Here is a 26314-nt window from a genome sequence, read left to right on the forward strand (position 1 = left end):
CCTTCGCCGCAATTGACGTCAAGCGCTGCCATGGTCAGCCTGCGGGCATGTATGACCTGCAAGCCGCCGTGACGCAGGCCATCGGCCTGGTGGCCGCGGGCGACCCGACCCTGGCTCAGATCGTGCTGCTGTCGCTGCGCGTCAGCCTGACGGCGGTGCTGCTGGCGGCGCTGGTCGGCCTGCCGCTTGGCGCGCTGCTGGCGGTGGCGCGGTTTCCGGGGCGCGGCGCGGTGGTGGCCTTCCTCAACGCGCTGATGGGGCTGCCGCCGGTGGTGGCGGGGCTGCTGATCTACCTGCTGCTGTCCCGCGCCGGGCCGCTGGGCTCGCTCGGCCTGCTGTTCACGCCGACCGCCATGGTCATCGCCCAGGCGGTGCTGGTGGCGCCGATCCTGGCCGCGCTGACCCGCCAGGTGCTGGAGGGAATGTGGGAGGAATATGCCGAACAGCTCCGCAGCTTCGGCGCCGGGCCGGCCCGGGCCGTGCCCACCCTGCTGTGGGATGGCCGCTTCGCCCTGCTGACCGTGCTGCTGGCCGGCTTCGGCCGGGCGAGTGCGGAGGTCGGCGCGGTGATGATCGTCGGCGGCAATATCGAGGGCTTCACCCGCGTGATGACCACCGCCATCGCGCTGGAGACCAGCAAGGGCGACCTGCCCCTGGCGCTGGCGCTCGGCCTGGTGCTGATGGCGATCGTGCTGGCGGTGAACGCCCTGGCCCAGGGGCTGCGCGAGCGCGGCCTGCGGCTGGCCTGATGCGCGCGCCGGACGCCATCCTGCCGCTGCGGGCGGAGGGGCTGGGTTTTCGCGCCGGCGGCGTGGCGGTGCTGCAGGATGTGTCCTTCACCCTCGCCGCCGGCCCGCCGACGCTGATCCTCGGGCCGAATGGCGCGGGGAAAAGCGTGCTGCTGCGGCTGCTGCACGGGCTGCTGGCCCCCAGCGCCGGCCGGGTGGCGTGGGATGGGCCGGCGCCCGATCCGCGCCGCCACCAGGCCATGGTGTTCCAGCGCCCGGTTCTGCTGCGCCGCTCCGTCCTGGCGAACCTTCGCTACCCGCTTTTCCTGGCCGGGCTGGACCGCGCCGAGCAGGATGCCCGCGCGGCGGAGGCGCTGGCCCTGGTCGGGCTGGAGGCGCTGGCCGACCGCCCCGCCCGCCGGCTGTCGGGCGGCGAGCAGCAGCGCCTGGCCCTGGCCCGCGCCGCGGCGCTGCGGCCGGAGGTGCTGTTCCTCGACGAGCCCTGCGCCAGCCTGGACCCCGCCGCGACGGGCGCGGTGGAACAGATCATCCAGGCGCTGGCCGCGCGCGGCACCAAGCTGGTGATGACCACCCATGACCTGGCCCAGGCCCGCCGCCTGGCCGGGGAGATCGCCTTTCTGCATCGCGGCCGCCTGCTGGAACACGGCCCGGCCGCCCGCTTCTTCGCCTCGCCCGAGACCGGGGAGGCCGCGGCCTTCCTGCGCGGCGAGCTGATCTGGTAACCGGAGGATCCCCGGCATGTTGCGTCGCCTGCTGCTTCTCGCCCTTCTCGCCTCGCCGCTGCCGCTGGCGGCGCAGGACCGCACCATCACGGTGGCCAGCACCACCAGCACGGAGCAATCCGGGCTGTTCGGCCATATCCTGCCGATCTTCACGCGGGAGACCGGTATCACCGTGCGCGTGGTGGCGCTGGGCACCGGCCAGGCGCTGGACGTCGGCCGTCGCGGCGATGCCGATGTGGTCTTCGTGCATGACCGGGTGGCGGAGCAGCGCTTCGTGGCGGAGGGCCATGGCGTCGCCCGCCAGCATGTGATGTTCAACGACTTCGTCATCGTCGGGCCGGAGGCGGAGCCCGCCGGCATTGCCGGGTCGCGCGATACGGCGGCGGCGCTGAAGCGCATCGCCGAGTCCCGCGCGCCCTTCATCTCCCGCGGCGACCGGTCCGGCACCCATGCGGCGGAGCTGCGGCTCTGGCAGCAGGCGGGCGTCGATCCGCTGGCCGGGCGCGGCGCCTGGTACCGGGAGATCGGCCAGGGCATGGGCCCAACCCTGAACACGGCGGCCGCCCAGGGCGCCTATGCGATGACCGATCGCGGCACCTGGCTGTCCTTCCGCAACCGCCAGGGGCTGCGTGTGGTGGTGGAGGGCGATGTGCGGCTGTTCAACCAGTATGGCGTCATGCTGGTGAACCCGCAGCGCCACCCCCACGTGAAGCAGGCCGACGGCCAGCGCTTCATCGACTGGATCGTCTCCCGCGCCGGCCAGGCCGCCATCGCTGGCTACAGGATCAATGGGGAGCAGCTGTTCTTCCCGAATGCGGCGCAGCCCGAGCCGGTCTCCTGACCCCTCACGGCGCCAGGTTGCGCCGGAACCAGTCCAGGCGGTCGGCGCAGGCCGCCGCCGCCTGGGCCTCGATCTCCCGGTAGGCGGCCAGCACCTCCTCCCCGAAGGGCGTCAGCGCACTGCCGCCGCCGCGCGCGCCACCCTTGGCCGGGGCCAGCACGGGCGCGCGGAAATGCGTGTTCATGGCGGAGGCCAGGTCCCAGGCCCGCTGGTAGGACATGCCCAGCCGCCGCCCCGCCGCGGCGATCGACCCCGTCTCCCGGATCGCCTCCAGCAGATCGGCCTTGCCCGGGCCGAAGGGCATGTCCTTGGCCAGCAGGACGCGAATCCGGAGGGGGGTTTCGGGCATGGCGGGCAGGGAAACACGGACCGGGCCGCGCGGAAACGGGACTTGCGTTATCTTCCACCGTGGATATCGTTGGCGGGGAAGGAGCCCGCCGATGCGCCGCCTGATCCTGGCCACCCTCGCCTTGATGCTGGCGACGCCTGCCCTTGCGCAACCCGCCCCCGTCACGGTCTTCGCCGCGGCCAGCCTGACGGATGCGCTGCGCGCCCTGGGGCAGGATTGGGCCGCGCGCGGCAACCCGGCGCCGCGCCTGTCCTTCGCCGCCTCCTCCGCTTTGGCAAGGCAGATCGAGCAGGGGGCGGGCGCGGACCTGTTCCTCTCGGCCGATGAGCCCTGGATGGATTTTCTCCAGTCGCGCGGGCTGATCGTGAATGCCTCGCGGATCAGCCCGATCGGCAATCGCCTGGTGCTGGTGGCGCCCGCCACGCCCGCCCGCGCGCCGGTGGCGCTGGGGCGCGGCACGGATCTGCTGGCGCTGGCCGCCGGCGGCCGCATCGCCACCGGCGACCCCGCCCATGTGCCCGCCGGCCGCTATGCGGAGGCCGCGCTGCGCTGGATGGGGCAGTGGGAGGCGGTCTCGCCCCGCCTGGCCCGCGCCGATAATGTCCGCTCCGCCCTGCTGCTGGTGGCGCGGGGGGAGGCGCCGCTCGGCATCGTCTATGCGACGGACGCCGCGATCAGCCCCGGCGTGGCCGTGCTCGGCAGCTTCCCGGCCGAAAGCCACACCCCCATCACCTACCCCTTCGCCCTGACCCGCCGCGCCGCAGACAACCCGCAGGCCGCGGCGCTGCACGGCTTCCTGGCGGGGCCGGAGGCGGCGGCCACCTGGGACCGCTTCGGCTTCCGCCTGACGCGCTGATGGAACTGACCGCGGAGGAATGGCTGGCCGTGCGCCTCAGCCTGGAGGTCGCGCTGCGCTCGGTCGCGCTCGGCCTGGTGCCAGGGGTAGCCGTCGCCGTGCTGCTGGTGCGCGGGCGCTTTCCCGGGCGCTTCCTGCTGGATGCGCTGGTGCATCTGCCGCTGGTGGTGCCGCCGGTGGTGGTGGGCTGGGCGCTGCTGATGCTCTTCGGCCTGCGCGGCCCGATCGGCGCGCCGCTGCATGACTGGTTCGGCATCCGCCTGGTCTTCACGACGGAGGGCGCGGCGCTGGCCACCGCCGTCATGTCCTTCCCCCTGATCGTGCGCGCCGTGCGCCTGGGGCTGGAGCATGTGGACCCCGGGCTGGAGGCGGCGGCGCGGACGCTTGGCGCCGGCTGGTGGGACCGCTTCCTGACCATCACCCTGCCGCTGATGGCCCCCGGCATCCTGGCCGGCGCCGTCACCGCCTTCGCCGCAGGTTTAGGCGAATTCGGCGCGGTGATCACCTTCGCCTCCAACATCCCCGGCGAGACGCAGACCCTGCCGCTGGCGATCTACACCGCCACGCAATCGCCGGGCGGGGAGGCGGTGGCGGCCAGGCTCGCAGGCATTTCCCTGGCCCTGGCGGTGGCCGGGCTGCTGCTGGCGGAGCTGATCGCGCGGCGCATGCATGTGCTGCTCGGCCGGGTGTGATACGCAGCCTGATGCCCGCCGTCTCCCGCCTCTGCCACGCCGTGATCTTCGACATGGACGGGCTGCTCTTCGACAGCGAGGTGCTTTACCGCGAGGCCATCCTGGCCGCGGCGCGGGAGCTGGGGCATGCCTTCACCGCCGCCGATTTCCCGGAGCTGGTCGGCCGGTCCTGGGCGCTGAACCGGGTGACGCTGCAACGCCATGTCGGCCCGGAGGGCGATGTGGAGGCGTTTCGCCTGGCCTGGGTCCGGCACTATGACGGCATGCGCGCTGATCTCGCGCTGAAGCCGGGCGTGGTGGCGCTGCTGGACCGGCTGGATGCGCTGCGCCTGCCGCGCGCCATCTGCACCTCCTCCAGCCATGCCGACGTCGCGCATAACCTGGCGCTGCACGGGCTGGCCGGGCGCTTCGACGCCGTGGTGGCCGCCGGCGACTATGCCCGCGGCAAGCCGGCGCCCGACCCCTTTTTGCGCGCGGCGGAGGTGCTGGGTGTGGCGCCCGAAATTTGCCTGGCGCTGGAGGATTCCCACAACGGCGTGCGCGCCGCCGCCGCCGCGGGCATGCGCACCGTGATGGTGCCGGACCTCCTGCCGCCGACCGACGAGCTGCGCGCCCTGTGCCACCTGGTGGCCACCGACCTGCACGACGTCTGCGCGTTGCTCGGCTGATGCTGGAGGTCACGCTGCGCCACCGCTACGGACGCGACGGCTTCGGCATCGAGGCCGGCTTCACCCTGCCCGAGGCCGGGGTGACGGCGCTGTTCGGCCCCTCCGGCTGCGGCAAATCCACCATCCTGGCGGTTGTCGCGGGGCTGCTGCGGCCGGATTTCGGGCGCGTCGTGCTGGACGGCGCGGTGCTGCTGGACACGGCGGCGAGTGTGAGCGTGCCGCCCGAACGTCGCCGCTGCGGCGTGGTGTTCCAGGAGGCGCGGCTGTTTCCGCATCTCAGCGTGGCGAGCAATCTGCGCTACGGGTTGAAGCGCGCGCCGCCCGATGCGGAAGGGCCCGGCTTCGCGGAGGTGGTGGAACTGCTGGGCATCGAGCCCCTGCTGCCGCGCCGCCCGGCCGCGCTCTCGGGTGGGGAGCGGCAGCGCGTCGCGCTCGGCCGCGCCCTGCTGGCGCGCCCCCGCCTGCTGCTGATGGACGAACCGCTGGCGGCGCTGGATGCGGCCAGGCGGGCGGAGGTGCTGCCCTTCCTCGCCCGGCTGCGCGACGCGGCGCGCCTGCCGATCCTGTATGTGACGCACGCCTTGGAGGAGGTGGACGCGCTGGCCGATCGCCTGGTGCTGCTGCAATCCGGCCGCGTGCTGGCCGAGGGGTCAGTGGAAGACCTCGCCACCCGCACCGACCTGCCGCTGGCCGCGCGCCGCGACGCCGGCGCCGTGCTGGCCTGCACCGTGGCGGGCGCGGAGGATGGGCTGACGCGGCTGGACTTCGCCGGCGGGTCGCTGGTGGCGGTGATGCGGGCGGAGGCTGTGGGCACGCGGCTGCGGCTGCGCATCCGTGCGCGCGACGTGGCGGTGGCGACGGAGGAACCGCGCGGCCTGTCCACCCGCAACATCCTGGCCGCCGAGATCGCCGCGATCAGCCCCGGCAGCGGGCCGCAGGAGGTCTTTCTGCAGCTTGCCATCGGCCCGAGCACGCTGCTGGCGCGGGTGACGCAGGACAGTGTTTCGCGACTCGGCTTGCGGCCCGGGCTACGGGTCTGGGCGCTGCTGAAGGCTGTGACCTTCGACCATCTCGGCGGGGCGCGTTAGCCCCGCAAATGGCAGGCCACGCGATGACCCGGCGCCACCTCCCGCAATTCCGGCACCACGGTCTGGCACGGTTCCGCCTTGGCGATCGGGCAGCGCGTGTGGAAGTGGCAGCCGCTCGGCGGGTTCAGCGGGCTCGGCACGTCGCCGCGCAGCATGATGCGCTGGCGCTTCACCGTCGGGTCCGGAATCGGCACCGCGCTCAGCAGCGCCTCCGTATAGGGATGCGTCGGGTTGGTGTAGAGGTCGCGCGAGGAGGCGATCTCCACGATGCGGCCGAGATACATCACCGCGACGCGGTCGCTGGTATGCTCCACCACCGACAGGTCATGCGCGATGAACAGGTAGGTGAGGCCCAGCTTCTCCTGCAGATCCTCCAGCAGGTTCACCACCTGCGCCTGGATCGAGACATCCAGCGCCGAGACCGGCTCGTCGCAGACGATCAGCTTCGGCGACACGGCGAGCGCCCGCGCAATGCCGATGCGCTGCCGCTGTCCACCCGAGAATTCATGCGGGAAGCGGCGCATCTGGTCGGCGTTCAGTCCGACCGTCTCCAGCAGCTCCACCACCCGGTCCTCGCGCTCCTGCCGTGTGCGGCCGAGTTTGTGGATGACCAGCGCCTCCCCGATGATCGCGCCCACCGTCATGCGCGGATTGAGGCTGGCAAACGGGTCCTGGAAGATGATCTGCATGTCGCGCCGCAGCGTGCCGAGCTGGTTGCGATCCAGCGCCGTCACGTCCCGCCCGTCGAACCACACCTGGCCGCCGCTGGGCTCGATCAGGCGCAGGATCAGCCGGCCGGTGGTGGATTTGCCGCAGCCGGATTCGCCGACCAGGCCCAGCGTCTCCCCCGGAGCGATGTCGAAGCTGACACCGGAGACGGCGTGCACCTCCTCCACCTTCTGCCTGAACAGGCCCCCGGTGACGGCGAAGCGCTTCTGCAAATCCTGCACGCTGAGCAAGGGTTCGGTCATGCGTGGACTTCCGGGTAGAGGATGCAGGCCACCTTGTGGCCCGGCGTCACCTCCCGCAACGGCGGCTCCGCCGCGACGCAGTCGGGCATGGCGTGGCGGCAGCGCGCGGCAAAGCGGCAGCCGATGGGCGGGTTGAGCAGGGAGGGCACGGTGCCGGGAATTGCCTCCAGCCGCGTATGCGTCGTCGCCGCCAGGTCGATGCGCGGGATCGATCGGATCAGGCCCTGGGTGTAGGGGTGGCGCGGATCGGCGAACAGCGCCTCCACCGTCGCTTCCTCCACCACCTTGCCGGCATACATCACGACGACGCGCTGCGCGGTCTCCGCCACCACGCCCATCGCGTGGGTGATGAGCAGCACGGCCATGCCGAGGCGCTGCTTCATCTCGTTCAGCAGTTCCAGGATCTGCGCCTGGATCGTCACGTCCAGCGCCGTGGTGGGCTCGTCCGCGATCAGCAGCTTCGGGTTGCAGGACAGCGCCATGGCGATCATCACGCGCTGGCGCATGCCGCCGGAGAACTGGTGCGGATAATCGTTCACGCGGCGCTGGGGATTCGGGATGTTCACCAGCCGCAGCATCTCCGCCGCGCGGTCCATGGCGGCGCGGCGGGACAGGCCTTCGTGCTGGCGCACCGTCTCCGCGATCTGCTGGCCCACGGTATAGACCGGGTTCAGGCTGGTCATCGGTTCCTGGAAGACGAAGCCGATCTCCTTGGAGCGGATCTTCTGCATCTCGGCCGGCGGCAGCGGCACCAGGTCGCGGCCCTCGAAGCGGATCTCGCCGGCGACGATGCGGCCGGGCGGCATGGCGATCAGCTTCAGGATGGTCATGGCCGTGACGGTCTTGCCGCAGCCGGACTCGCCGACGACGCAGACCGTCTCCGCGCGGTTGACGGTGAGGTCCACGCCATCCACCGCGCGGACCATGCCGTCATCGGTCTTGAAGTGCACCTTCAGGCCGTGCAGCGCGAGCAGCGGGGCGTCGTTCATGCGGAGGCCCCGGCGGCAGGCGAAGCCGGCCGAGGCGCCGAATGGCGTCCGCCGCCAATGCGGCGAGCCAAGGCCGCGGAGCGGCCGCCCGGCGCTTGAGGGAGGCAAAAATGGCTCATGTCACGCGCCTCGGGTCGAGGGCGTCACGCAAGCCGTCGCCGATGAAGTTGATGGTCAGCACCGTCAGGAAGATGGCCAGCCCCGGGAACAGCGCCCAATGCGGCGCGAAATCCAGGTTGTCCTTGGCATCGAACAGCAGCCGGCCCCAGGTCGGGATATCCGGCGGGAAGCCGAGGCCGAGGAAGGACAGCGTGCTCTCTGCGATGATCGCCGCAGCCACGTCGATGGTCGCCGCCACGATCACCGGCCCCAGCGCATTCGGCAGGATGTGGCGCACCACGAGGCGGGACCGGGAGGCACCGAGCGCGCGGGCGGCTTCGACGAATTCCTTCTCCCGCAGCGAGAAGAACTGCGCCCGAACCAGGCGCGCGACCGGCATCCACCGGAAACCGCCGATGACGGCGACGATCATGATGAAGACGCCGGCCTCCGGCCCGACGATGGCGCCCAGCCCGTCGCGGAACAGGTAGATGATCAGCAGCAGCAGCGGCAGTTCCGGCAGCGACAGGAACAGGTCAGTCAGCCACATCAGCGCCGCATCGACCCGGCCGCGCGACATGCCGGCGATGGCGCCGACCAGCACGCCGACGAAGACCGCCACCAGCATGGCGGCGACGCCGACGGCGAGCGAGATCCGCCCGCCATGCAGCACCCGCGCCAGGATGTCCTGGCCGAGGTCATCCGTGCCGAAGGGATGTTCCCAGCTCGGCCCCTGCAGCCGCGCGGTGAAATCGATCTCGTCGATCGGCAGCGTCCAGACCAGCGGCCCGACCAGCAGCGCCAGCACCAGCAGGCCCAGCGTGAACAGGCTGACCACCGCCAGCCTGTGCTTGCGGAAGCGGCGCCAGGCCTCCTGCCCCGGCGTCACCCGGCGCCGGGGTGCGGGCGCGCTAGCTGTAGCTGATGCGAGGGTCGAGCCAGCCATAGATCACATCCGCCAACAGGTTGAAGAAGACGACAAGGATGGCGAAGACGAAGGTGACGGCCATGATCACCGGCGTGTCGTTGGCGAGAATGGCGCTGATCAGCAGCGACCCGATGCCCGGGATCCGGAATATCTGCTCCGTCACGATCGCGCCGCCGAATACCGTGGGCATCTGCAGCGCCACCAGCGTGACCACCGGGATCAGCGCGTTGCGGACGATGTGGCGCAGCGTGACGCTGCCTTCCGGCAGCCCCTTGGCGCGCGCCGTGGTCACATGGTCCAGCCGGATCACGTCCAGCACGGCGGACCGCACGAAGCGCGTCCAGGCCGCGCCCTGGAACAGCCCCAGCACCGCGACCGGCATGATGGATTGCCGCACCTGTTCCCAGAGCCAGGTCCAGCCGGTTGAGGACAGGTCCGCGCGATAGACGAAGGGCAGCCAGTCCAGCGTGATGGAAAACAGCAGGATCAGCAGCAGCCCGGTGAAGAAGGTGGGCAGCGAGAAGCCGATGAAGGCCAGCGTGTTCGCCACCTGGTCGAAGATGGAATACGGGCGCGTCGCCGCCATCACGCCGACCGGCAGCGCGATGGCCAGCGCCAGGATCTGCGACGCGCCGATGATCGCCAGCGTGGTCGGCAGCCGCGCCAGGATAAGCTGGTCCACATTCACGCGGCTGACGAAGGAATAGCCCCAGTCGCCCCGCAGCATGGCGGTCAGCCAGCTGAAGTAACGGGTCCAGACCGGATCATCCAGCCCGAGGCTGGCGCGCAGCGCGGCGCGCACATCGGGCGGGATGGCAGGGTTGGTCGCCAGCTCCTCGAACGGATCACCGGGCGCGAGCGCCAGCACGGTGAAGAGGATGAGGCTGATCCCGAGCAGGCTCGGGATCGCGATCAGCAGGCGACGGACGACATAGTTGGTCACGTGCGGCGGGCGTCAGGCCGTGCGGTACCATTCGTGCAGGAAGCCCAAGGTGAGGTCCCAGGCACTCAGCTTGTGCTTCAGCGTGTTCAGGCTGGCCGAGACGGTGGGCCGGCCGACCAGCGGAATTACGTGGTTGGAGCCGACGATCAGGTCGTTCATCTTGATGAACAGCGCGGCGCGCTTCACCGGGTCCAGCTCGCCTTCCGCGGCGCGATAGGCGGCATCGTACTCGTCGTTCTTCCAACGGACGATGTTGCGGCCCTGCCAGGAATTCGCCTTGGTCGACATCTCCCACGACACGTACTGGTTCATGAAGAGCTGCGGATCGGCCTGCGGCATCGTCGTGGTGTACATCTGGATATCGGACCAGAACTTCGTGTACGTGTCCGGGTTCGCGACGTCGGAGGAGAAGAAGACCGAAGCCGTGACGGCCTTCACCTCGATCTCGATGCCGGCCCGCTGCGCCGCCTGCTTGATGACCGCCTGGGTGCGCTGGCGCGGCGTGTTGATCGAGGTCTGGAAGACGAACTTCAACCGCTTGCCGTCCTTAGCACGGACGCCGTCCCGCGCGCGGACATAGCCCGCGGCATCGAGGATCTCGTTCGCCTTGGCGATGGAGAACTCGAACTTCATGTTCTCCGACCGGAAGCGGGGCGGGTTGTTCAGGAAGTTGGCGGTGGCGGGGCCGCCTCGGCCGTAGATGAACTGCTCCAGCGCGTTGCGGTCGCACAGCAGCGACAGTGCCTGGCGCACCGCGGGGTCGGATAGCGTCGGGTGAGTGGTGCTCATATGGGCACGCTCGCCCTCCACCTCCGTCCACGGATCCCGCGTCTGAAGCTGGATGAACTCGATGCCGCCACCCGGCAGCACGTTCACCTTGCCGCGGCCATTGGCCTCCAGCCGCTTGAGGATCTCGTCCTCCACCTGCATGTTCCAGGCATAGTCGAATTCGCCGGTCTGCATGACAGCCCGCGCGGCGGAGACGGCATCGCCGCCGCCCTTCACTTCCAGCGTGTCGAAGAAGGGCCGGTTCGGCATGTGGTAGTTGCGGTTCGCCTCGCCGCGCAGCATGTCGCCGGGCTGGAAATCCGCGAATTTGTAGGCGCTGGTGCCGACCGGGCGCAGGTTGGTGGGCGCATCGCGTGACTTGGCGCCGGTATAGTCCTTGAACAGGTGCTTCGGGACGATCATGCCGCGGGAGCCGACGAAGGCATCCGCCCAGAACGGCGTCGGGCGCTGGAATTCCACGCGCACCGTATGGTCATCCACCTTCACGACATTCACGTCGCGATAGCTGCCGGTGGTGACCGAGGCGGTGGCAGGGTCCTTGGCGTATTCCCAGTTGAACACGGCGTCGTCGGCGGTGAAGTCCTGGCCATCATGCCACTTCACGCCGCGCTTCAGCTTCCAGGTGACGGAGCGGCCATCCTCGGCCAGGCCGCCATTCTCGCGGGACGGAATCTCGGCTGCCAGGATCGGCTCCAGCGTGCCGTCCTGCGCCCAGCCGGCCAATGGCTCGTAGAAGGCGCGGCTGCCGTCCTGGTCCTTGGTACCCACCGCGAAATGCGGGTTCAGCAGCGTGGCGCCCTGCCAGTACAGCACCTTCAGCGCCCCGCCGCCGCGCTGCGCGGGATAGGCGCTGGCGGTCTGGGCGGCGGCCGGCGCGGCGCCGGCGATCGCCAGAAGCTGCGTCGCCATCGGCGCCGTCAGCCCCACGGCCGCCATCCGCTTCACGAAGCCACGGCGGGACAGGCTGCCGCGCTGCACGCGCCCGATCATCTGGCGCAGGTCGTCCTCGTTCATGCCCAACTCTCCCAAGTCCCGAATTGCCCTCCGGCGCCGGGTCTGTTCGACCGCCCGGCTGCCTTGAGGAACCCCTGTGACTGGAACGCTACAGCATGGAGACGGCCTGTCTAACCCCTATTTTTCATCTGTCGTTCAACGCCGCTGCTGGCCCAGTTCCTGGTCCACAACACTGACCCAATACGCCACGCCCATCGGAATGATCGCGTCATTGAAGTCGAAATGCGGCGTGTGCAGGTTGGCCGAGGTGCCATCCGGCCCGCTGCCGCCGCCGAGGAACATGAAGGCGCCCGGCCGGGCCTCCAGCATCAGCGCGAAATCCTCCGCGCCGGTCACCGGCGGGAACTGCGCATCGACCGCGGCATTGCCGACCAGGGCCGTTGCGGCGGCGATGGCGAGGTCGGTCTGCTCCGCATGGTTCACCAGCGCCGGCACGCCGCGCCGGTACGCCACCTCCGCCGTGCAGCCATGCATCGCGGCCAGACCCTGCGCCAGCTCGCCGATCCGCCGCTCCAGCAGATCCCGCACCGCGGGTGTGTAGCTGCGGGAGGTGCCGGTGACGGTGATCTCCGCCGGCATGACATTGGAGGAGACCGGCGAACCGCCCTGGATGGAGCCCACGCTGAGCACCGCCGCATCCACCGCGGCAACGTTGCGGCCGATGATGGTCTGCAGCGCCAGCACGAAATGCGCCTGCACGATGGTGACGTCGGTGGCCAGGTGCGGCGTCGATCCGCCATGCCCGCCGGTGCCGCGGAAGGTGACGGCGAAGCGGTCGGCGGCCGCCAGCGCGGGGCCCTTGCGCGTGGCGAACTGACCGGCCGGCAAAGTGGGCTTGTTGTGCAGGCCATAGACGGCATCGCAGGGGAAACGATCGAACAGCCCATCCGCCAGCATCGCCTTCGCACCGCCGCGGCCTTCCTCGGCCGGCTGGAAGATCAGGTGCACGGTGCCGGCGAAATCACGGTGTTCGGACAGCCAGCGCGCGGCACCGAGCAGCATGGTGGTGTGCCCGTCATGGCCGCAGGCATGCATGATGCCGGGGTTGGTGGAGGCATAGGGCTTGCCCGTCGCCTCCGGAATCTGCAGCGCGTCCATGTCCGCGCGCAGGCCGATCACGCGCTGGCCCGGCCTGGTGCCGCGGATGGTGCCGACCACGCCGAAGCGGCCGATGCCCTCCGCCACCTCCACCCCGTAGTCACGCAACTGCTTCGCGACCAGGGCGGAGGTGCGGACCTCCTCCATGCCCATCTCCGGATGCGCGTGGATGTCCTGGCGGATGGCGGCGAGCTCCGCCTGCCAGGCCTTCACGCCCTCGATCACCGTCCCGTCCATTGCGCCGTCTCCCATACTGCACGCGGAAGGATGGACCGGGGCGTTGCGGATGGCGAGATGACGTTTCCCGGCGCGGGGGCGGCCGTCTCGCCGGCGCACGAAACCGGGCGACGTGCGCGCGGCTTTGGGGGGCGGACACCGACACGGACACTCATCATGACAGACAGGAACCAAGGCGATGCCAACGCCGCATCCCGGCGCGCGATCATTGGCGGGGTTGGCGGCGGGCTGATGGCAGCCCCGGCGCTGCTCGGCGCCATGCCGGCCAGCGCCCAGCAATCGGGCCAGCAGGCCAACCAGCGGGCCAATCAGCGGAGCAGTTCCGGCAGCGGTGGCGCGCCTTCGCTGGAGGACCCGCGCCAGGCCTATCCCCGCCCGCCCTTCCCGCGGCAGGAACAGGAATGGCCGGGCCTCGCCTCCCGCATGCAACCGCGGCCGGACCATGGCGAGGACAGCTATCGCGGCTCCGGCAAGCTTACCGGCCGCCGCGCGCTGATCACGGGCGGCGATTCCGGCATCGGCCGTGCCGCGGCCATCGCCTATGCGCGAGAGGGTGCCGACGTCGCGATCAACTACCTGGAAGCCGAGGAAAGCGATGCACGGGAGGTGGTGGAGCTGATCCGCCAGGCCGGCCGCAAGGCCGTGGCGATCCCGGGCAATATCCAGGAGGAGGCGTTCTGCCGGCAATTGGTGGACCGTGCGCGGCAGGAGCTCGGCGGGCTCGACATCCTGGTGAACAATGCGGGCCGCCAGACGGCGCAGCCCTCGATCGGCGAGATCAGCACGGAGCAGTTCGACAACACCTTCAAAGCGAACATCTACGCATTGTTCTGGATCACCAAGGCGGCACTGCCACACATGCCGGCCGGGTCCACCATCATCAACACCGCCTCCGTCGTCGCCTTCGATCCGCCGAAGATGCTGCTGGACTATTCGATGACGAAATCGGCGATCATCACCTTCACGCAGGCGCTGGCGAAGCAGGTGGCGGAACAGGGCATCCGCGTGAACGCGGTCGCCCCCGGCCCCTATTGGACGCCGCTGCAGCCGAGCGGCGGGCAGCCGACGGATGCGCTGACCGAGTTCGGCAGCCAGGTGCCGCTCGGCCGGCCGGGGCAGCCGGCGGAGATCGCGCCGGTCTATGTCATGCTGGCCTCCGGCGAATACAGCTTCGCCAGCGGCGGCGTGTTCGGCAGCACCGGTGGGACGGCCGGGCCGTGACCGAGCTCAAGCCCGGCGACAAGGTTTCGTGGAACACCAGCCAGGGGGAGACCCAGGGCGAGGTGGTCCGCAAGCAGACCAGCCCGACCCACATCAAGAGCCACAAGGTCGCCGCCTCGAAGGGCGATCCGCAATACATCGTCGAAAGCGACAAGACCGGCGCCCAGGCGGCGCACAAGCCGGAGGCGCTGAAGAAGCGTTAACCGGTGGTTTGGCGCATTATCCGAGTTGCCCTGCGAAGCTGCAGGGCTTGAAAATGCTCAGACCTGCCGCAGCGCGTGCCAGACGCGCTGCGGCGTCATCGGCAGTTCCACATGCGCGCCTTCCAGCGCATCCGCCACCGCATTGGCGACCGCCGCGGGCGCGCCATTGGTCGGCAATTCGCCGACGCCCTTGATGCCGAGCGCATTGTTCGGGGACGGCACCGGCAGCACCGCATGCCGAAAATCCGGCAGTTCCGCCGCGCGCGGCATGGCGTAGTCCATCAGCGTCGCGGCCAGCATCTGGCCCTCGGCGTCGTAGCACGCATCCTCGGACAGCGCCTGGCCGATGCCGGCCGCCCAGCCGCCCTGCAACTGGCCCGCCAGCAGCACCGGGTTCACCACGGTGCCGGCATCGATGGCGGCCGCGAAACGGTCCAGCACCACCTGCCCCGTCTCCGGGTCCACCTCCACCTCGCACCAGGCGATGCCGGCGGGCCAGGTCTCCACCGTGCCCTCGAAATCCGCCTGGCCGCGCAGCCCGCCCTGGCGTTCGGCGACGGCGGCGAGCGTCACGCGGCGATCGGTGCCGGCGATCTCATAGGCGCCGTTGGCCCAGGCCACATCGGCCGCCGCCGCCTCCAGCATCTCCGCCGCCGCCGGCAGACCGTCCTCGATCGCCGCCGCCGCGGCGCGGGACAGGGTGGTGCCGGAGATGATGGTGGAGGAGGATCCGCCGGTGCCGCCGCCGCGCGGGATGCGGTCGCTGTCGCCCTGGATGATCTCGACCTGCGCCGCATCCACGCCGAAGGCGGCGGCCAGCACTTGGGCATAAGCGGTGGCATGCCCCTGCCCCTGGCTCTGCGTGCCGGTGCGCGCGGTGATGCGGCCATCGGCCTGCACCTCCACCATCGAGGTCTCGTCGCCCCAGCCGCCGGAGCCGTGCAGGTGGCACGCCACGCCGCGCCCCCGCCGCAACCCGCGCGCGGCGGAGGCCTGGCGCCGTGCCGCGAAGCCCGCCGCATCACCGAGTTCCAGCACCGCATCCAGCAGCGCCGCCGGATCGCCGCTGTCGTAGCGATAGCCGAGCGCGGTGCGGTACGGGTAGGCATCGCGCGGCAGCAGGTTCAGCCGGCGCAGCGCCACCGGGTCCCGCCCGGCATCGCGCGCCGCCACATCCACCAGGCGCTCCAGCAGCAGCAGCGCCTCCGGCTTGCCGGCGCCGCGCACGGCATCCACCGGCGCGGTGTTGCTGAAGGCGCAGCGCAGCGCGATGTGCATGGACGGGATGTGGTACAGCCCGCCCAGCACCTTCGCCATGCCGCTGGTCGGGATGGTGGGATTCACGGTGGAGACGAAGGCGCCGAAATTCGCCACGCCCTCCACGCGCACCGCCAAGAAGTGGCCTTCCGCATCCAGGGCGAGCGAGGCTTCCGCCACCAGGTCGCGGGCATGGGTATCCGCCAGATGGTGCTCGCTGCGGTCCTGCACCCAGCGCACGTCGCGCTGCAATTCCCAGGCGGCGAAGCAGGCCAGCGCCTGTTCGGGATAGGGCGGCAGCTTGGGGCCGAAGCCGCCGCCGACATCCGGCGTCACCACCCGCAGCCTGTCGCGCGGCCAGTGCAGGATGTGGTCGCACAGCACGCGGTGCAGCAGATGCACGCCCTGCGATGGCGTGGTCAGCGTCACGCGCCCGTCCTGCCACTGCGCCAGCGCCGCGCGGATTTCCAGATAGCCTGCCAGGATGCGCGGGGACCGGTAGCTGACGCGGGCGATCTGCGCCGCGCCGGCGAAGGCAGTATCCACCGCCTCCGCATCGCCCTTCTGCCACAGGCAGCACAGATTGTCCGGCGCCTGCGCGTGGATCAGCGGCGCGCCGGGTTCCAGCGCGTCATCGCCGCGCACCACGGCGGGCAGCGGGTCGTAATCCACCGCCACCGCCTCCGCCCCATCGCGCGCCGCATGCGGGGTCTCGGCGACCACCATGGCGACGATCTCGCCGACATGGCGCACGCGATCGGCCGGGATCGGCAGGCGCGGCGGCTCGATGTGGCGGGCGCCGGCGGCGTCGCGGATTTCCGTCACCGCCGGGTTGTGGCCGAGGCTGGCCGTCTCCGCCGCCGTGAACACCGCGACCACACCGGGCAGCACCCGCGCCGCGGAGGCATCCACATCCAGGATGCGCGCATGCGCGTGGGGGGACCGGACGAACACCGCATGCAGCGCGCCGGGGGCCGCGACATCCGTGGTGAAGCGCCCGCCGCCGGTCAGCAGGCGGGGATCCTCCAACCGGCGCAGCGGTTGGCCGAGGCCGGGAAGAACGTCGAACGCCATGCGGGAAGCCTAGGATGCGGGTCCGGCGCGGGCAAGCGGCGTGCATCACGCCGGCGCGAGCCTGCCATCCTGGCAACTGGTGGGCCGCGCCGCCTCGTGGCATCCGGTCCGCGTCACGTGATCGAGGAGCGCCCGGACTTGGCCGCCACGCCCCAGCCATCCCGCGACCCGCCACATGCCGCAACACCCGCTTCCGTGCTCGCCACCTTGCAGACGGCTGCCGAGGGTCTGTCGGGCGCGGAGGCGGCGGCACGGCTGGCGCGGCACGGCCCGAACCGGCTGCCGGAGGCCAGGGGCGAGGGCCCGCTGCGGCGCTTCCTGCGGCAGTTCCACGATGTGCTGATCTACGTCCTGCTCGCCGCCGCCGCGCTGTCCCTGGCCCTGGGCCATGCGCTGGACGCCGGCGTGATCCTGGCCGTGGTGGTGCTGAACGCGGTGATCGGCTTCGTGCAGGAAGGCAAGGCCGCCCGCGCCATGGAGGCGATCAGCGGCATGATCGACCCCTCCGCCATGGTGCTGCGCGACGGCCGCCGGCTGCGCGTGCCGGCGGCGGAGATCGTGCCCGGCGATATCGTGCTGCTGGAGGCCGGGGACCGCGTGCCGGCCGACCTCCGCCTGCTGCGCGCCCGCAACCTGCGGATCGAGGAGGCGGCGCTGACCGGCGAATCCGTGCCGGTGGAGAAGGGCATCGCCGCCGTGCCAGCCGAGGCGCCGCTGGCGGAGCGCAGCGCCATGGCCTGGTCCGGCACGCTGGTCGCCGCCGGCAGCGGCGCGGGCGTCGCCGTGGCCACCGGCGCGGCGACGGAGCTGGGGCGGATCAGCACCATGCTCGGCGCGGTGGACACGTTGCAGACGCCGCTGCTGCGGCAGATGTCGCATTTCGCGCGCCAGGTCTCCGGCACCGTGCTGGCCGTCTCCGCGCTGCTGTTCGGCTTCGCCACGCTGCTGCGCGACCAGCCGGCGAGCGAGGCCTTTATGGCAGTGGTCGGCATGGCGGTCTCCGCCATTCCGGAAGGGCTGCCGGCGATCATGACCATCACGCTGGCGATCGGCGTGCAGCGCATGGCCGGCCGCCGCGCCATCATCCGCCAGCTTCCGGCCGTGGAGACCCTGGGCGCGGTGGGCGTGATCTGCACCGACAAGACCGGCACGCTGACGCGCAACGAGATGGTGGCGACCACCCTGCTGCTGCCCGGCGACGCCCTGGCCGCCACCGGCGTCGGCTACGAGCCGGGCGGCGAGATCCTGCGCGACGGCACGCCGCTGGAACACGGGGCGGAAGCCGCGCTGCGCGACCTGCTGCGCGCCGCGCTGCTGTGCAACGATGCGGAGCTGCGCGAGGTGGATGGCGCCTGGCGGGTGGAGGGCGACCCGATGGAGGGCGCCCTGGTGGTACTGGCGCGCAAGGCCGGCCTCGACCCCGCGGCCGAGCGCCAGGCGCATCCGCGGCGGGACGAGATTCCCTTCGACAGCCAGCACCGCTTCATGGCGACCCTGCATCCGGACCCGGAGGGCGGCGACCTCATCCTGCTGAAGGGCGCGCCGGAGCGCATCCTGGACCTCTGCGCCGATACGCCGGATCTCGACCGTGCCGCCTGGACAGCGCGCGCTGAGGCGCTGGCGGCGGAGGGTCAGCGCGTGCTGGGCTTCGCCGCGCTGTCCGCCCCCGCCGGCGCGGTGCAGCTTGCGGCGGAGACGCTGGCCGGCGGCCCGCGCCTGCTCGGCCTGATCGGCTTCATCGACCCGCCGCGGCCGGAGGCGATGGCCGCGGTGCGGGATGCGCGGGAGGCCGGCATCCGCGTGGTGATGATCACCGGCGACCACGCCGCCACGGCCCGCGAAATCGCCCGCCAGCTCGGCCTCGCGGAGGCGCCGGAGGTGCTGACGGGCGCCGAGCTGGAAAAGCTGGACGATGCCGCGCTGCGCCGCGCCGTCGGCCATGTGACGGTCTTCGCCAGGACCACGCCCGAACACAAGCTGCGCCTGGTGATGGCGCTGCAGGCCGAGGGCCACACGGTGGCGATGACCGGGGACGGCGTGAACGACGCGCCGGCGCTGAAGCGCGCCGATGTCGGCGTCGCCATGGGCGCCAAGGGCACGGAGGCGGCGAAGCAGGCCGCCGACATGGTGCTGGCGGATGACAATTTCGCCTCCATCGTCGCCGCGGTGCGCGAGGGCCGCACGGTCTATGACAATATCCGCAAGGTCATCGGCTGGACCCTGCCGACCAATGGCGGCGAATCGCTGACCATCATCGCCGCGATCCTGGCCGGCATGGCGCTGCCGATCACGCCGGTGCAGATCCTGTGGGTGAACCTGGTCTCCAGCGTCGCGCTCGGCACCGTGCTGGCCTTCGAGCCGACGGAGCCGGGCACCATGGCCCGCCCGCCACGGCCGCGGCAGGAGCCGATCCTGACCGGGGCGCTGGCCTGGCAGATCATCTTCACCTCCGTCCTGATGGCCTGCGGCGCCTTCGGCGTGTTCTTCTGGGCGCAGGCCCAGGGCCTGCCGATGGAGACGGCGCGCACCATGGTGGTGAACGCCATCGTGGTGATGGAGATCGCGTATCTGTTCAGCGTGCGCTACGTGCACGGCACCTCGCTGACCTGGCGTGGCGTGGTCGGCACGCCGGCGGTGCTGGCGGGGCTTGCGGCGATCATCCTGGCGCAGATCGCCTTCACCTGGCTGCCGTGGATGCAGCAGGCTTTTCGGACCACCGCGCTGGGCATGGTGGAATCGGCGCTGGTGCTGGCCTGCGGCGCGGTGCTGCTGGTAATCGTGGAGGCAGAGAAATGGCTGCGGCGACGCCACGGCTGAAGGGCTGCCTCAATCCTCCGGCAGCGGCGGCACCTCGTCGCTGTTCTCGCGCCGGTCGCGGTACAGCGCGGCGCGGGTCAGCAGCATCAGCGTGACCGGCGTGGTCACCACCACGAAGACGATGATCAGCAGTTCATGCAGCACGAAGCGGGTCTGCAGCACGGAAAAATACAGCATGGAGGCCAGCAGCACGCAGCCGATGCCGAGCGTGCTGACCACGGCCGGCGCGTGCACGCGGTCGTAGAAACCGCGCAGCCGCATCAGGCCGATGGAACCGACCAGCGCCAGGCCGGCCCCCGCCAGCAGCAGCAGCGCGACCGGCAGTGCCAGCCACAGCGGCAGGTCGGCCGCGCCGTTCATTCGATCACCTCGCCCCGCATCAGGAACTTGGCCAGGGCGGCGGTGGCGACGAAGCCGAGCAGGGTGATCAGCAGCGCCGCCTCGAAGTAATGCGTGCTGCCGGTGCGGATGCCGAAGACCAGCAGCAGCATGGCGGAGATGATGTACAGCGTGTCCAGCGCCAGCACCCGGTCCTGCGCCCGCGGGCCACGCAGCACGCGCCACAGCGGGCAGGCCATGGCCGCCACCAGCAGGATCTGCGCCGCCAGCACGGCCCAGCCGAACAGGGTGGCGCTCATTCGAACAGGTCCATCAACTGCCGCTCCCACTTGTCCTTGACGATGCGGACCCACTGCTCCTCGTCGATCATGTCCAGCACATGCAGCAGCATGATGCTCTCGGCCTCGTCGTAATCCACCCAGACCGTGCCCGGCGTCGCCGTCAGGATGCAGGCCAGCGCCGCCAGGCCGTAGGGGTTCCGCATGTCCAGCGGCACATGCACGAAGCCGGACCGGCCCTCCCGCGCGCCGGGCACGCGCAGGATGATGCGCGCCACGGCGTTGTTGGAGCGAACAACCTCCACCGCCACGTCGCCCAGCAGCGCGACCAACGCCCGCAGCCGCCGCAGGGAGGCCAGCGCCGCCAGGCCGCGCGGGCCGGTGGGTGGCAGGCGCAGCGCCACCAGCACGCGGCAGCCCGCCAGCGCCAGCACGGCGCCGAGCAGCAGCGCGGCCGGGGATGCGCTGTCCTGCAGCAGCATCCACAGCAGCAGCAGCGACAGCCCGAGCAGCGGGTAGGGCAGCAGGCGCCTCACGGCATGCCGCCCGGCAGCGCGGTCCGCGCGCCCAGCACGGCCCGCAAATAGCCGCCCGGCGCGTGCAGCGCCTCCGCCGTCGCCTGCATATAGGCCAGCGCCGGCCCCGCCCCCACGGTCAGCGCCCCGCTCAGCGCCAGCAGCAGCAGCACCGGCGCCAGTTCCACCACCCGCACCCGCGGAACGCGGATGGCCTGGGGCGCCCAGAACACGGCGATGCCGGCCCGCACCATGGCGATCAGCGTGGCGAGCCCGGACAGGATCAGCGCCGCCATCATCAGCCAGGTCGTGGTGGCCACCGGCGTCGGCGCGGTGCCGAGCAGCGGCGACAGGATGGCGAATTTGGCCAGGAAGCCCGACAGCGGCGGCAGCCCGGCCAGCAGCAGCGCGCAGGCCATGAAGCCGAGGCCCAGTATTGCCAGGATGCCCGGAATGGCGACGCCGGTTTCCTCCGCCGCGTCGCCCTCGCCGTCATCCTCCCCGGGTCCCAGCGCCTCCCGCGTCACGGCCAGCACGTCGGCGCCAACCTCCCGCGACCGCTCGGCCAGCTCGATCAGCAGGAACAGCGCGCCGATCGCGAGCACGGAGCCGGTCAGGTAGAACAGCGCGCCGGCGGTCACCGCCACCTGCCCGGTGCCGATCGCGGCCAGCAGCGTACCGGAGGAAACCAGCACGCTGGCGCCCGCCAGCCGCGGCAGGTCCTGCGTCGCCAGCACGGCAATGGAGCCGAAGCCGATGGTCAGCAGCCCACCGGCCAGCAGCCAATCGGCGCCGAAACCGGCGGAGGCCCCGGCCTCCGGCCCGAACAGCAGCAGCCAGACGCGCAGGATGGCGTAGATGCCGACCTTGCTGAGGATGGACAGGATGGCCGCCGCCGGCGCCGCCGCGGCGGCATAGGTGCCGGGCAGCCAGAAGCCGAGCGGCCACATCGCCGCCTTGATGAGGAAGGCCACCCCCATCACCGCCAGCCCCGCCTCCAGCAGCCCGCGATCCTCTACCGCCACCAGCGGGATTCGCGCGGCGAGGTCCGCCATGTTGAGCGTGCCGCCGATGCCATAGACGACGGAGACGCCGACCAGGAACAGCAGGGAGGCGACCAGGTTGATGGTCAGGTAGTGCAGCCCGGCCCGCACCCGCGCAACGCCCGAGCCATGCAGCGCCATGCCGTAGGAGGCAGCGAGCATCACCTCGAAGAACACGAACAGGTTGAACAGGTCGCCGGTCAGGAAGGCGCCGTTCAGGCCCATGAGCTGGAACTGGAACAGCGGGTGGAAATACACCCCCGCCCGGTGCCAGCGCGCCAGGGAAAAGACGAAGGCGGCCAGGCCGAGGCAGCCGGTCAGCACCAGCATCAGCGCCGAAAGCCGGTCCGCCACCAGCACGATGCCGAACAGGGTGGGCCAGTCGCCCAGCCGGTAGATGCGCACTTCCGGCACCTGCGCCTGCACCAGCAGCAGGATCGACAGCGCGACGATCAGCAGCAGCGAAAGGGAGCCGATCGCCACCGTCAGGCGGCGCCGGCGGTCACCCGCCAGGATCATCGCCGCGCCGGCCAGCATCGGCACGACGATCGGCGCGATCACCAGATGGTCGGTCCAGCCGTTCACCGGTTACGCTCCCGGCCATCGACGTGGTCGGTGCCGGTCAGGCCGCGCGATGCCAGCAGCACCACCAGCAGCAGCGCCGTGGTGGCGAAGCTGATGACGATGGCGGTCAGCGCCAGCGCCTGCGGCAGCGGGTCCGCGTAATCGGCCAGGGTGCCGACCTCGCCGCGCTGCAGGATGGCGGCCGCCCCGGTGCGAAGCCCGCCGGTGGAGAAGATGAACAGGTTCACCGCATAGGACAGCAGGCAGAGCCCGATGATGACCTGGAAGGTGCGCGGCCGCAGCAACAGCCACACGCCGGACCCCGCAAGCACACCGATGCCGAGCGACAGGATCAGTTCCATCAGCCCTCTCCCGCCGGGGTTGCCACCGGCGCCGGATCGCGGCGCGCCATGGCGGGCGGCGTCACGCGCGGTGGCGCCGCGCGATGGCCACGCACGGATTGGTGCGCCAGCGCCACCAGCATCAGCAGCGTCGCGCCCACCACCAGCATGAACACGCCGATGTCGAAGATCAGCGCGCTGGCGGTCGGTACCTGGCCGATCAGCGGCAACTCCACGTAGCCGAAATACGATGTCATGAAGGGCCGCCCGAACAGCCAGGCGGCCAGCCCGGTCCCGGCCGAGATCAGCAGGCCGCCGCCAAGCCACAGCGGCGGCCGCAGCCGCAGCCGGTCCTCGGTCCAATCGGTGCCGCCGATCATGTATTGCAGGATGATGGCGATGGCGACGACCATGCCGCCGGAGAAGCCGCCGCCCGGCAGGTCATGCCCGCGCAGCAGCAGGAACACCGCGACCACCAGCATCACCGGGAACAGGATCCGCGTCAGGGTGAAGGGCACCAGCAGCCAGTCCGCGCCACGCCTGCCGTCGGCGCCGCCGGTCACCGCGACGCCCGCTTCGCCCTCGCCCTGGTCACGCTGCTGTTCCGGTACCTCCACGCTGTCCGCCGCCGGGCGGAAGCGGCGCAGCAGGGCGAAGGTGGTCAGCGCCACCGCGGCGACGACGAAGATCTCGCCCAGCGTGTCGAAGCCGCGGAAATCCACCAGGATGACGTTCACCGCATTGGTGCCGCCGCCCTCGGCATAGGCGCGCGCCAGGAAATCCAGCGCCAGCAGGTCGGGCGGGGTGCGGACCATCACGGCATAGGACAGCGCCGCCAGCCCGCCGCCGGCACCGATCGCGATGGCCAGGTCGCGGATGCGGCGGGTATTGGTCATCACCTCCGGCCCGCGATCCTGCGGGCCCGGCAGGCGCTTCGGCAGCCAGCGCAGGCCGAGCAGCAGCAGCACCGTGGTCACCACCTCCACCGTCAACTGCGTCAAGGCGAGATCCGGGGCGGAGAACCAGACGAAGGTGACGCAGACCACCAGCCCGGCCCCGCCGACCAGGATCAGCGCCGCCAGCCGGTGGTACTTCGCCTGCCAGGCGGCGCCGACGGCGCAGGCCGCGCCCACCACCCAGACCAGCGCCAGCACCGGATCGACCGGGGAGGGCGAGAGATTGCCCGGCCCGATGCCGCCGGCCCAGATCGCCGCCGCACCGGCCAGGATGCCGCCGCCGACGATCAGGCGAAGCTGCGGCTGCAGCCGCCTCGTGCCGAGGATCGCCTCCAGCCGCCGCGCCAGGCGCCAGGACAGGAAGACCATCACCCGGTCGAAGATGCGCCGCGCCTCCAGCCCGCGGAACAGCGGTGGCCAATCGAGGCCCCGGCGCAGGCGCTTCGCCAGCAGCAGGTACAGCGCCACGCCCAGCGCCAGCGCCACCACGCTCATCAGCAGCGGCAGGTTGAAGCCGTGCCAGACCGACAGGCTGTAATACGGCACGTCCTCGCCCAGCACGGATTGCACGGCAATCGCCAGGAATGGCCCCACGGTGGCCGCCGGCAGCACGCCCACCATGATGCAGGCCAGCACCAGGATCTCGACCGGGAAGCGCATCCAGGTTTCCGGCTCATGCGGCGTGCGCGGCAGATCCACCGGGTCCGGGCCGAAGAAGGCGCCGTGGATGAAGCGCAGCGAATACGCCACGGCAAAGGCGCTCGCCAGCATCGCCGCCAGCGGCAGCAGGTTGAGCACGCCGCTCAGCGGTGCCTCCGCGGTCAGCGCCTCGGCGAAGAACATCTCCTTAGACAGGAAGCCGTTGAGCAGCGGCACGCCGGCCATCGCCGCGGCGGCAACCAGCGCCAGCCTTGCGGTGAAGGGCATCGATCGGTTGAGGCCGGAAAGGCGGCGGATGTCGCGGGTGCCGGTCTCATGGTCGATGATGCCGGCCGCCATGAAGAGCGATGCCTTGAAGGCCGCGTGGTTCATGATGTGGAACACCGCCGCGACCAGCGCCAATTCGCTGTTCAGCCCGAGCAGCAGCGTGATCAGCCCGAGATGGCTGATGGTGGAATAGGCCAGCAGCCCCTTCAGGTCGTTCTGGAAGATGGCGATGTAGGCGGCCACCAGCATGGTCACCAGGCCGGCGGTGCCGACCAGCAGGAACCATTCCTCGGTCCCCGCCAGCACCGGCCAGAGCCGCGCCATCAGGAACACGCCGGCCTTCACCAGCGTGGCGGAATGCAGATAGGCGGAAACCGGCGTCGGCGCCGCCATGGCGTGCGGCAGCCAGAAATGGAACGGGAACTGCGCGCTTTTGGTCAGCGCGCCGAGCAGCACCAGGACCAGCGCGACCAGGTACAGCGGATGCTCGCGGATCAGGTCGCCGGAGGCCAGCACCACATCCAGGTCGTAGCTGCCGACGATATGCCCCAGCACCAGCACGCCGCCGAACAGCGCCAGCCCGCCGGTGGCCGTGATGGTCATCGCCATGCGCGCACCGTCCCGCGCCGCGGCGGAGTGATGCCAATAGCCGATCAGCAGGAAGGAGAAGAGGCTGGTCAGTTCCCAGAAGAAGGCGAGCTGCACCAGGTTGCCCGCCGTCACCACCCCGGTCATCGCCCCCATGAAGGCGAGCAGGAAGCTGAAGAAGCGCGGCACCGGGTCCTCGGCCGCCATGTAGTAGCGCGCATACAGCACCACCAGCGCGCCGATGCCGCTGACCAGCCCGGCGAACAGCCAGGCGAAACCATCGATCCGCAGCACCATGTTCAGCCCGAGCGAGGGCAGCCAGGCGAATTCCGCACGCAGCACGCCGCCCGCCGAGACGGTCGGATAGGCCGCCCAGACCAGCGCCAGGCAGGCGAGCGCAACGCCGCCCGCCAGCCCCGCCGCCAGGTTGCGGGACGCCTTGGGCATGATCGCGGCGAGGATGGAGGCTGCGAAGGGCAGGCCGACCAGGGCTGACAGCAGCAGGGCGTCAGGCATCCAGGCGCCTCACCGGTCATCCTCGGCATCGGCGCCGGCGGCGCCGTAGCGCTCCAGCACCGCCACCACCTCCTCCGGTGCGGTGGCGCCGCGCAGCCGGCGCAGCGCGGCGGGGGCGCGCAGCGGCCGGCAGGTGGCCGCCAAGGTGGGCAGGAAGCCCTCCGGCGAGGCCTCGGGCCACAGCACCAGGATCACCAGATCCACCGGTTCCTCGTCCCGCGCCTCGTAGTCTATGGGTTTGGACAGGCGGGCGAACAGCATCAGCGGCGGGTGGTCGCCGGCCATCCGCGCATGCGGCAGCGCCACGCCTCGGCCGAGCGCGGTGGAGCCAAGTTCCTCCCGCGCCTGCAGCGCCGCCAGGATATCGGCCTCCGCCCGGCCGCTGCGGCGGGCGGCCTCGGTTGACAGCGCCTCCAGCACCCGGCGCTTGTTGCCAGCCTCCATGTCCAGCAGGACATCGGCGGCCGAGATGTGTTGCGGGGTCACCATCCTGTCCCGATCCTGTCCTGTGCCGCCAATGCCTCGCCCCGATCCGATGCGCCCGAGGCGAAGCGCCCGGCTCGACGTGTCCGGCTCGAAGCGTCCAGCCGGGGCAAGACCGCGACGCCCCGGCGGGACTCGGCGGACCCATGGTAGTGGGGT

At 71.1% G+C, this 26314-nt stretch carries 25 protein-coding genes; 10 read left to right on the forward strand and 15 right to left on the reverse strand.

Features of this window, described 5'->3' with window-relative positions; all coding sequences use genetic code 11:
• Positions 1–47 precede the first annotated feature (47 nt).
• From HB662_RS03125 to HB662_RS03135, 3 genes are read left to right on the forward strand one after another with little or no spacing between them, the layout of a single operon-like run.
• Positions 48–749, forward strand: a complete 702-nt coding sequence (locus HB662_RS03125) for an ABC transporter permease (RefSeq protein ID WP_168047019.1) — start codon at positions 48–50, stop codon at positions 747–749.
• Positions 749–1471: an ATP-binding cassette domain-containing protein gene (locus HB662_RS03130; RefSeq protein ID WP_168047021.1), complete on the forward strand. Its 723-nt coding sequence runs from the start codon at positions 749–751 to the stop codon at positions 1469–1471. Before HB662_RS03125 ends, HB662_RS03130 begins: the two co-directional genes overlap by 1 nt.
• A 16-nt stretch (positions 1472–1487) precedes the next feature.
• Positions 1488–2312 carry a substrate-binding domain-containing protein gene (locus HB662_RS03135; RefSeq protein WP_168047023.1) on the forward strand — a complete coding sequence of 275 codons (825 nt, stop codon included), beginning with the start codon at positions 1488–1490 and terminating at the stop codon, positions 2310–2312.
• A 4-nt stretch (positions 2313–2316) separates the two neighbouring features.
• Here the strand turns inward: HB662_RS03135 and HB662_RS03140 are convergent, their stop codons facing one another.
• Entirely contained in the window at positions 2317–2661 is a 345-nt protein-coding gene (locus HB662_RS03140) for a winged helix-turn-helix domain-containing protein (protein WP_168047025.1), read from the reverse strand.
• A 91-nt stretch (positions 2662–2752) separates the two neighbouring features.
• Here HB662_RS03140 and modA point away from each other — a divergent pair, with 91 nt between their 5' ends.
• From modA to modC, 4 genes are read left to right on the forward strand one after another with little or no spacing between them, the layout of a single operon-like run.
• Positions 2753–3517, forward strand: coding sequence for a molybdate ABC transporter substrate-binding protein (gene modA / locus HB662_RS03145; RefSeq protein WP_168047027.1), 765 nt, complete (start codon positions 2753–2755; stop codon positions 3515–3517).
• Positions 3517–4209 (forward strand): molybdate ABC transporter permease subunit, encoded by a 693-nt coding sequence (gene modB / locus HB662_RS03150; protein WP_168047029.1) that lies wholly within the window; start codon positions 3517–3519, stop codon positions 4207–4209. Before modA ends, modB begins: the two co-directional genes overlap by 1 nt.
• An 11-nt stretch (positions 4210–4220) precedes the next feature.
• The gene (locus HB662_RS03155) at positions 4221–4877 is read left to right on the forward strand and encodes an HAD family hydrolase (RefSeq protein ID WP_168047031.1); all 657 of its coding nucleotides are present in this window, start codon (positions 4221–4223) and stop codon (positions 4875–4877) included.
• Entirely contained in the window at positions 4877–5965 is a 1089-nt protein-coding gene (gene modC, locus HB662_RS03160; protein WP_168047033.1) for a molybdenum ABC transporter ATP-binding protein, read from the forward strand. Before HB662_RS03155 ends, modC begins: the two co-directional genes overlap by 1 nt.
• Here the strand turns inward: modC and HB662_RS03165 are convergent.
• The 6 genes from HB662_RS03165 to HB662_RS03190 all read right to left on the reverse strand — a co-directional run bounded on the left by HB662_RS03165 (position 5962) and on the right by HB662_RS03190 (position 13033).
• The gene (locus tag HB662_RS03165; RefSeq protein WP_168047035.1) at positions 5962–6936 is read right to left on the reverse strand and encodes an ABC transporter ATP-binding protein; all 975 of its coding nucleotides are present in this window, start codon (positions 6934–6936) and stop codon (positions 5962–5964) included. The two genes, modC and HB662_RS03165, sit on opposite strands and share 4 nt — an antisense overlap.
• On the reverse strand, positions 6933–7925 hold the full coding sequence (locus HB662_RS03170; RefSeq protein ID WP_168047037.1) for an ABC transporter ATP-binding protein: 993 nt from the start codon (positions 7923–7925) through the stop codon (positions 6933–6935). Before HB662_RS03170 ends, HB662_RS03165 begins: the two co-directional genes overlap by 4 nt.
• Before the next feature lie 115 nt (positions 7926–8040).
• Positions 8041–8970, reverse strand: coding sequence for an ABC transporter permease (locus tag HB662_RS03175; protein ID WP_168047039.1), 930 nt, complete (start codon positions 8968–8970; stop codon positions 8041–8043).
• The gene (locus HB662_RS29900) at positions 8936–9895 is read right to left on the reverse strand and encodes an ABC transporter permease subunit (protein ID WP_168047042.1); all 960 of its coding nucleotides are present in this window, start codon (positions 9893–9895) and stop codon (positions 8936–8938) included. Before HB662_RS29900 ends, HB662_RS03175 begins: the two co-directional genes overlap by 35 nt.
• 12 nt (positions 9896–9907) lie before the next feature.
• Positions 9908–11698 (reverse strand): peptide ABC transporter substrate-binding protein, encoded by a 1791-nt coding sequence (locus HB662_RS03185; RefSeq protein WP_168047044.1) that lies wholly within the window; start codon positions 11696–11698, stop codon positions 9908–9910.
• Between the two features lie 135 nt (positions 11699–11833).
• On the reverse strand, positions 11834–13033 hold the full coding sequence (locus HB662_RS03190) for a M20 aminoacylase family protein (RefSeq protein WP_168047046.1): 1200 nt from the start codon (positions 13031–13033) through the stop codon (positions 11834–11836).
• Between the two features lie 156 nt (positions 13034–13189).
• On the opposite strand from HB662_RS03190, the gene HB662_RS03195 reads away from it, so the two are divergent.
• Entirely contained in the window at positions 13190–14254 is a 1065-nt protein-coding gene (locus tag HB662_RS03195) for an SDR family oxidoreductase (RefSeq protein WP_168047048.1), read from the forward strand.
• A complete protein-coding gene (locus tag HB662_RS03200; protein WP_168047050.1) occupies positions 14251–14457 on the forward strand; it encodes an HVA1 family protein in 207 nt (68 codons plus the stop codon). The genes HB662_RS03195 and HB662_RS03200 overlap by 4 nt, the downstream gene beginning before the upstream one ends.
• Positions 14458–14514: 57 nt before the next feature.
• On the opposite strand, the gene HB662_RS03205 is transcribed toward HB662_RS03200, so the two are convergent.
• Entirely contained in the window at positions 14515–16788 is a 2274-nt protein-coding gene (locus HB662_RS03205) for a xanthine dehydrogenase family protein molybdopterin-binding subunit (RefSeq protein ID WP_168047052.1), read from the reverse strand.
• A 138-nt stretch (positions 16789–16926) separates the two neighbouring features.
• Between HB662_RS03205 and HB662_RS03210 the strand changes: the two genes are divergently transcribed.
• Positions 16927–19605: an HAD-IC family P-type ATPase gene (locus HB662_RS03210; RefSeq protein WP_245185386.1), complete on the forward strand. Its 2679-nt coding sequence runs from the start codon at positions 16927–16929 to the stop codon at positions 19603–19605.
• A 9-nt stretch (positions 19606–19614) separates the two neighbouring features.
• Here the strand turns inward: HB662_RS03210 and mnhG are convergent, their stop codons facing one another.
• The 7 genes from mnhG to HB662_RS03245 are packed head-to-tail and all read right to left on the reverse strand — an operon-like array spanning position 19615 to position 26161.
• Positions 19615–19965 carry a monovalent cation/H(+) antiporter subunit G gene (mnhG, locus tag HB662_RS03215; protein ID WP_168047056.1) on the reverse strand — a complete coding sequence of 117 codons (351 nt, stop codon included), beginning with the start codon at positions 19963–19965 and terminating at the stop codon, positions 19615–19617.
• Positions 19962–20243 carry a K+/H+ antiporter subunit F gene (locus HB662_RS03220; protein ID WP_168047058.1) on the reverse strand — a complete coding sequence of 94 codons (282 nt, stop codon included), beginning with the start codon at positions 20241–20243 and terminating at the stop codon, positions 19962–19964. Before HB662_RS03220 ends, mnhG begins: the two co-directional genes overlap by 4 nt.
• Positions 20240–20758, reverse strand: a complete 519-nt coding sequence (locus HB662_RS03225) for a Na+/H+ antiporter subunit E (RefSeq protein ID WP_168047060.1) — start codon at positions 20756–20758, stop codon at positions 20240–20242. Before HB662_RS03225 ends, HB662_RS03220 begins: the two co-directional genes overlap by 4 nt.
• Positions 20755–22365 carry a monovalent cation/H+ antiporter subunit D gene (locus HB662_RS03230; protein ID WP_168047062.1) on the reverse strand — a complete coding sequence of 537 codons (1611 nt, stop codon included), beginning with the start codon at positions 22363–22365 and terminating at the stop codon, positions 20755–20757. Before HB662_RS03230 ends, HB662_RS03225 begins: the two co-directional genes overlap by 4 nt.
• Positions 22362–22706, reverse strand: a complete 345-nt coding sequence (locus HB662_RS03235) for a Na+/H+ antiporter subunit C (protein ID WP_168047064.1) — start codon at positions 22704–22706, stop codon at positions 22362–22364. Before HB662_RS03235 ends, HB662_RS03230 begins: the two co-directional genes overlap by 4 nt.
• Positions 22706–25672, reverse strand: coding sequence for a monovalent cation/H+ antiporter subunit A (locus HB662_RS03240; protein ID WP_168047066.1), 2967 nt, complete (start codon positions 25670–25672; stop codon positions 22706–22708). The genes HB662_RS03235 and HB662_RS03240 overlap by 1 nt, the downstream gene beginning before the upstream one ends.
• A gap of 9 nt (positions 25673–25681) precedes the next feature.
• Positions 25682–26161: a PTS sugar transporter subunit IIA gene (locus HB662_RS03245; protein WP_168047068.1), complete on the reverse strand. Its 480-nt coding sequence runs from the start codon at positions 26159–26161 to the stop codon at positions 25682–25684.
• Positions 26162–26314 lie beyond the last annotated feature (153 nt).

Origin of the sequence: Falsiroseomonas frigidaquae, assembly GCF_012163145.1 — a bacterium.
GTDB classification, from domain to species: domain Bacteria; phylum Pseudomonadota; class Alphaproteobacteria; order Acetobacterales; family Acetobacteraceae; genus Falsiroseomonas; species Falsiroseomonas frigidaquae.

What these genes read in the sequence shown, in the direction of transcription:
- HB662_RS03235 (WP_168047064.1), bottom strand. Translation starts at nt 22,706, where the DNA reads ATGGAACTGATCCTGTCGCTCGGCATCGGTGTGCTTGCGGGGTCCGGC.
- HB662_RS03245 (WP_168047068.1), bottom strand. Translation starts at nt 26,161, where the DNA reads ATGGTGACCCCGCAACACATCTCGGCCGCCGATGTCCTGCTGGACATG.
- HB662_RS03205 (WP_168047052.1), bottom strand. Translation starts at nt 16,788, where the DNA reads ATGGCGTTCGACGTTCTTCCCGGCCTCGGCCAACCGCTGCGCCGGTTG.
- HB662_RS03135 (WP_168047023.1), top strand. Translation starts at nt 1,488, where the DNA reads ATGTTGCGTCGCCTGCTGCTTCTCGCCCTTCTCGCCTCGCCGCTGCCG.
- modC (WP_168047033.1), top strand. Translation starts at nt 4,877, where the DNA reads ATGCTGGAGGTCACGCTGCGCCACCGCTACGGACGCGACGGCTTCGGC.
- HB662_RS03125 (WP_168047019.1), top strand. Translation starts at nt 48, where the DNA reads ATGTATGACCTGCAAGCCGCCGTGACGCAGGCCATCGGCCTGGTGGCC.
- HB662_RS03155 (WP_168047031.1), top strand. Translation starts at nt 4,221, where the DNA reads ATGCCCGCCGTCTCCCGCCTCTGCCACGCCGTGATCTTCGACATGGAC.
- mnhG (WP_168047056.1), bottom strand. Translation starts at nt 19,965, where the DNA reads ATGAACGGCGCGGCCGACCTGCCGCTGTGGCTGGCACTGCCGGTCGCG.
- modA (WP_168047027.1), top strand. Translation starts at nt 2,753, where the DNA reads ATGCGCCGCCTGATCCTGGCCACCCTCGCCTTGATGCTGGCGACGCCT.
- modB (WP_168047029.1), top strand. Translation starts at nt 3,517, where the DNA reads ATGGAACTGACCGCGGAGGAATGGCTGGCCGTGCGCCTCAGCCTGGAG.
- HB662_RS03170 (WP_168047037.1), bottom strand. Translation starts at nt 7,925, where the DNA reads ATGAACGACGCCCCGCTGCTCGCGCTGCACGGCCTGAAGGTGCACTTC.
- HB662_RS03140 (WP_168047025.1), bottom strand. Translation starts at nt 2,661, where the DNA reads ATGCCCGAAACCCCCCTCCGGATTCGCGTCCTGCTGGCCAAGGACATG.
- HB662_RS03130 (WP_168047021.1), top strand. Translation starts at nt 749, where the DNA reads ATGCGCGCGCCGGACGCCATCCTGCCGCTGCGGGCGGAGGGGCTGGGT.
- HB662_RS03220 (WP_168047058.1), bottom strand. Translation starts at nt 20,243, where the DNA reads ATGAGCGCCACCCTGTTCGGCTGGGCCGTGCTGGCGGCGCAGATCCTG.
- HB662_RS03165 (WP_168047035.1), bottom strand. Translation starts at nt 6,936, where the DNA reads ATGACCGAACCCTTGCTCAGCGTGCAGGATTTGCAGAAGCGCTTCGCC.
- HB662_RS03190 (WP_168047046.1), bottom strand. Translation starts at nt 13,033, where the DNA reads ATGGACGGGACGGTGATCGAGGGCGTGAAGGCCTGGCAGGCGGAGCTC.
- HB662_RS03195 (WP_168047048.1), top strand. Translation starts at nt 13,190, where the DNA reads ATGACAGACAGGAACCAAGGCGATGCCAACGCCGCATCCCGGCGCGCG.
- HB662_RS03240 (WP_168047066.1), bottom strand. Translation starts at nt 25,672, where the DNA reads ATGCCTGACGCCCTGCTGCTGTCAGCCCTGGTCGGCCTGCCCTTCGCA.
- HB662_RS03175 (WP_168047039.1), bottom strand. Translation starts at nt 8,970, where the DNA reads ATGGCTGGCTCGACCCTCGCATCAGCTACAGCTAGCGCGCCCGCACCC.
- HB662_RS03185 (WP_168047044.1), bottom strand. Translation starts at nt 11,698, where the DNA reads ATGAACGAGGACGACCTGCGCCAGATGATCGGGCGCGTGCAGCGCGGC.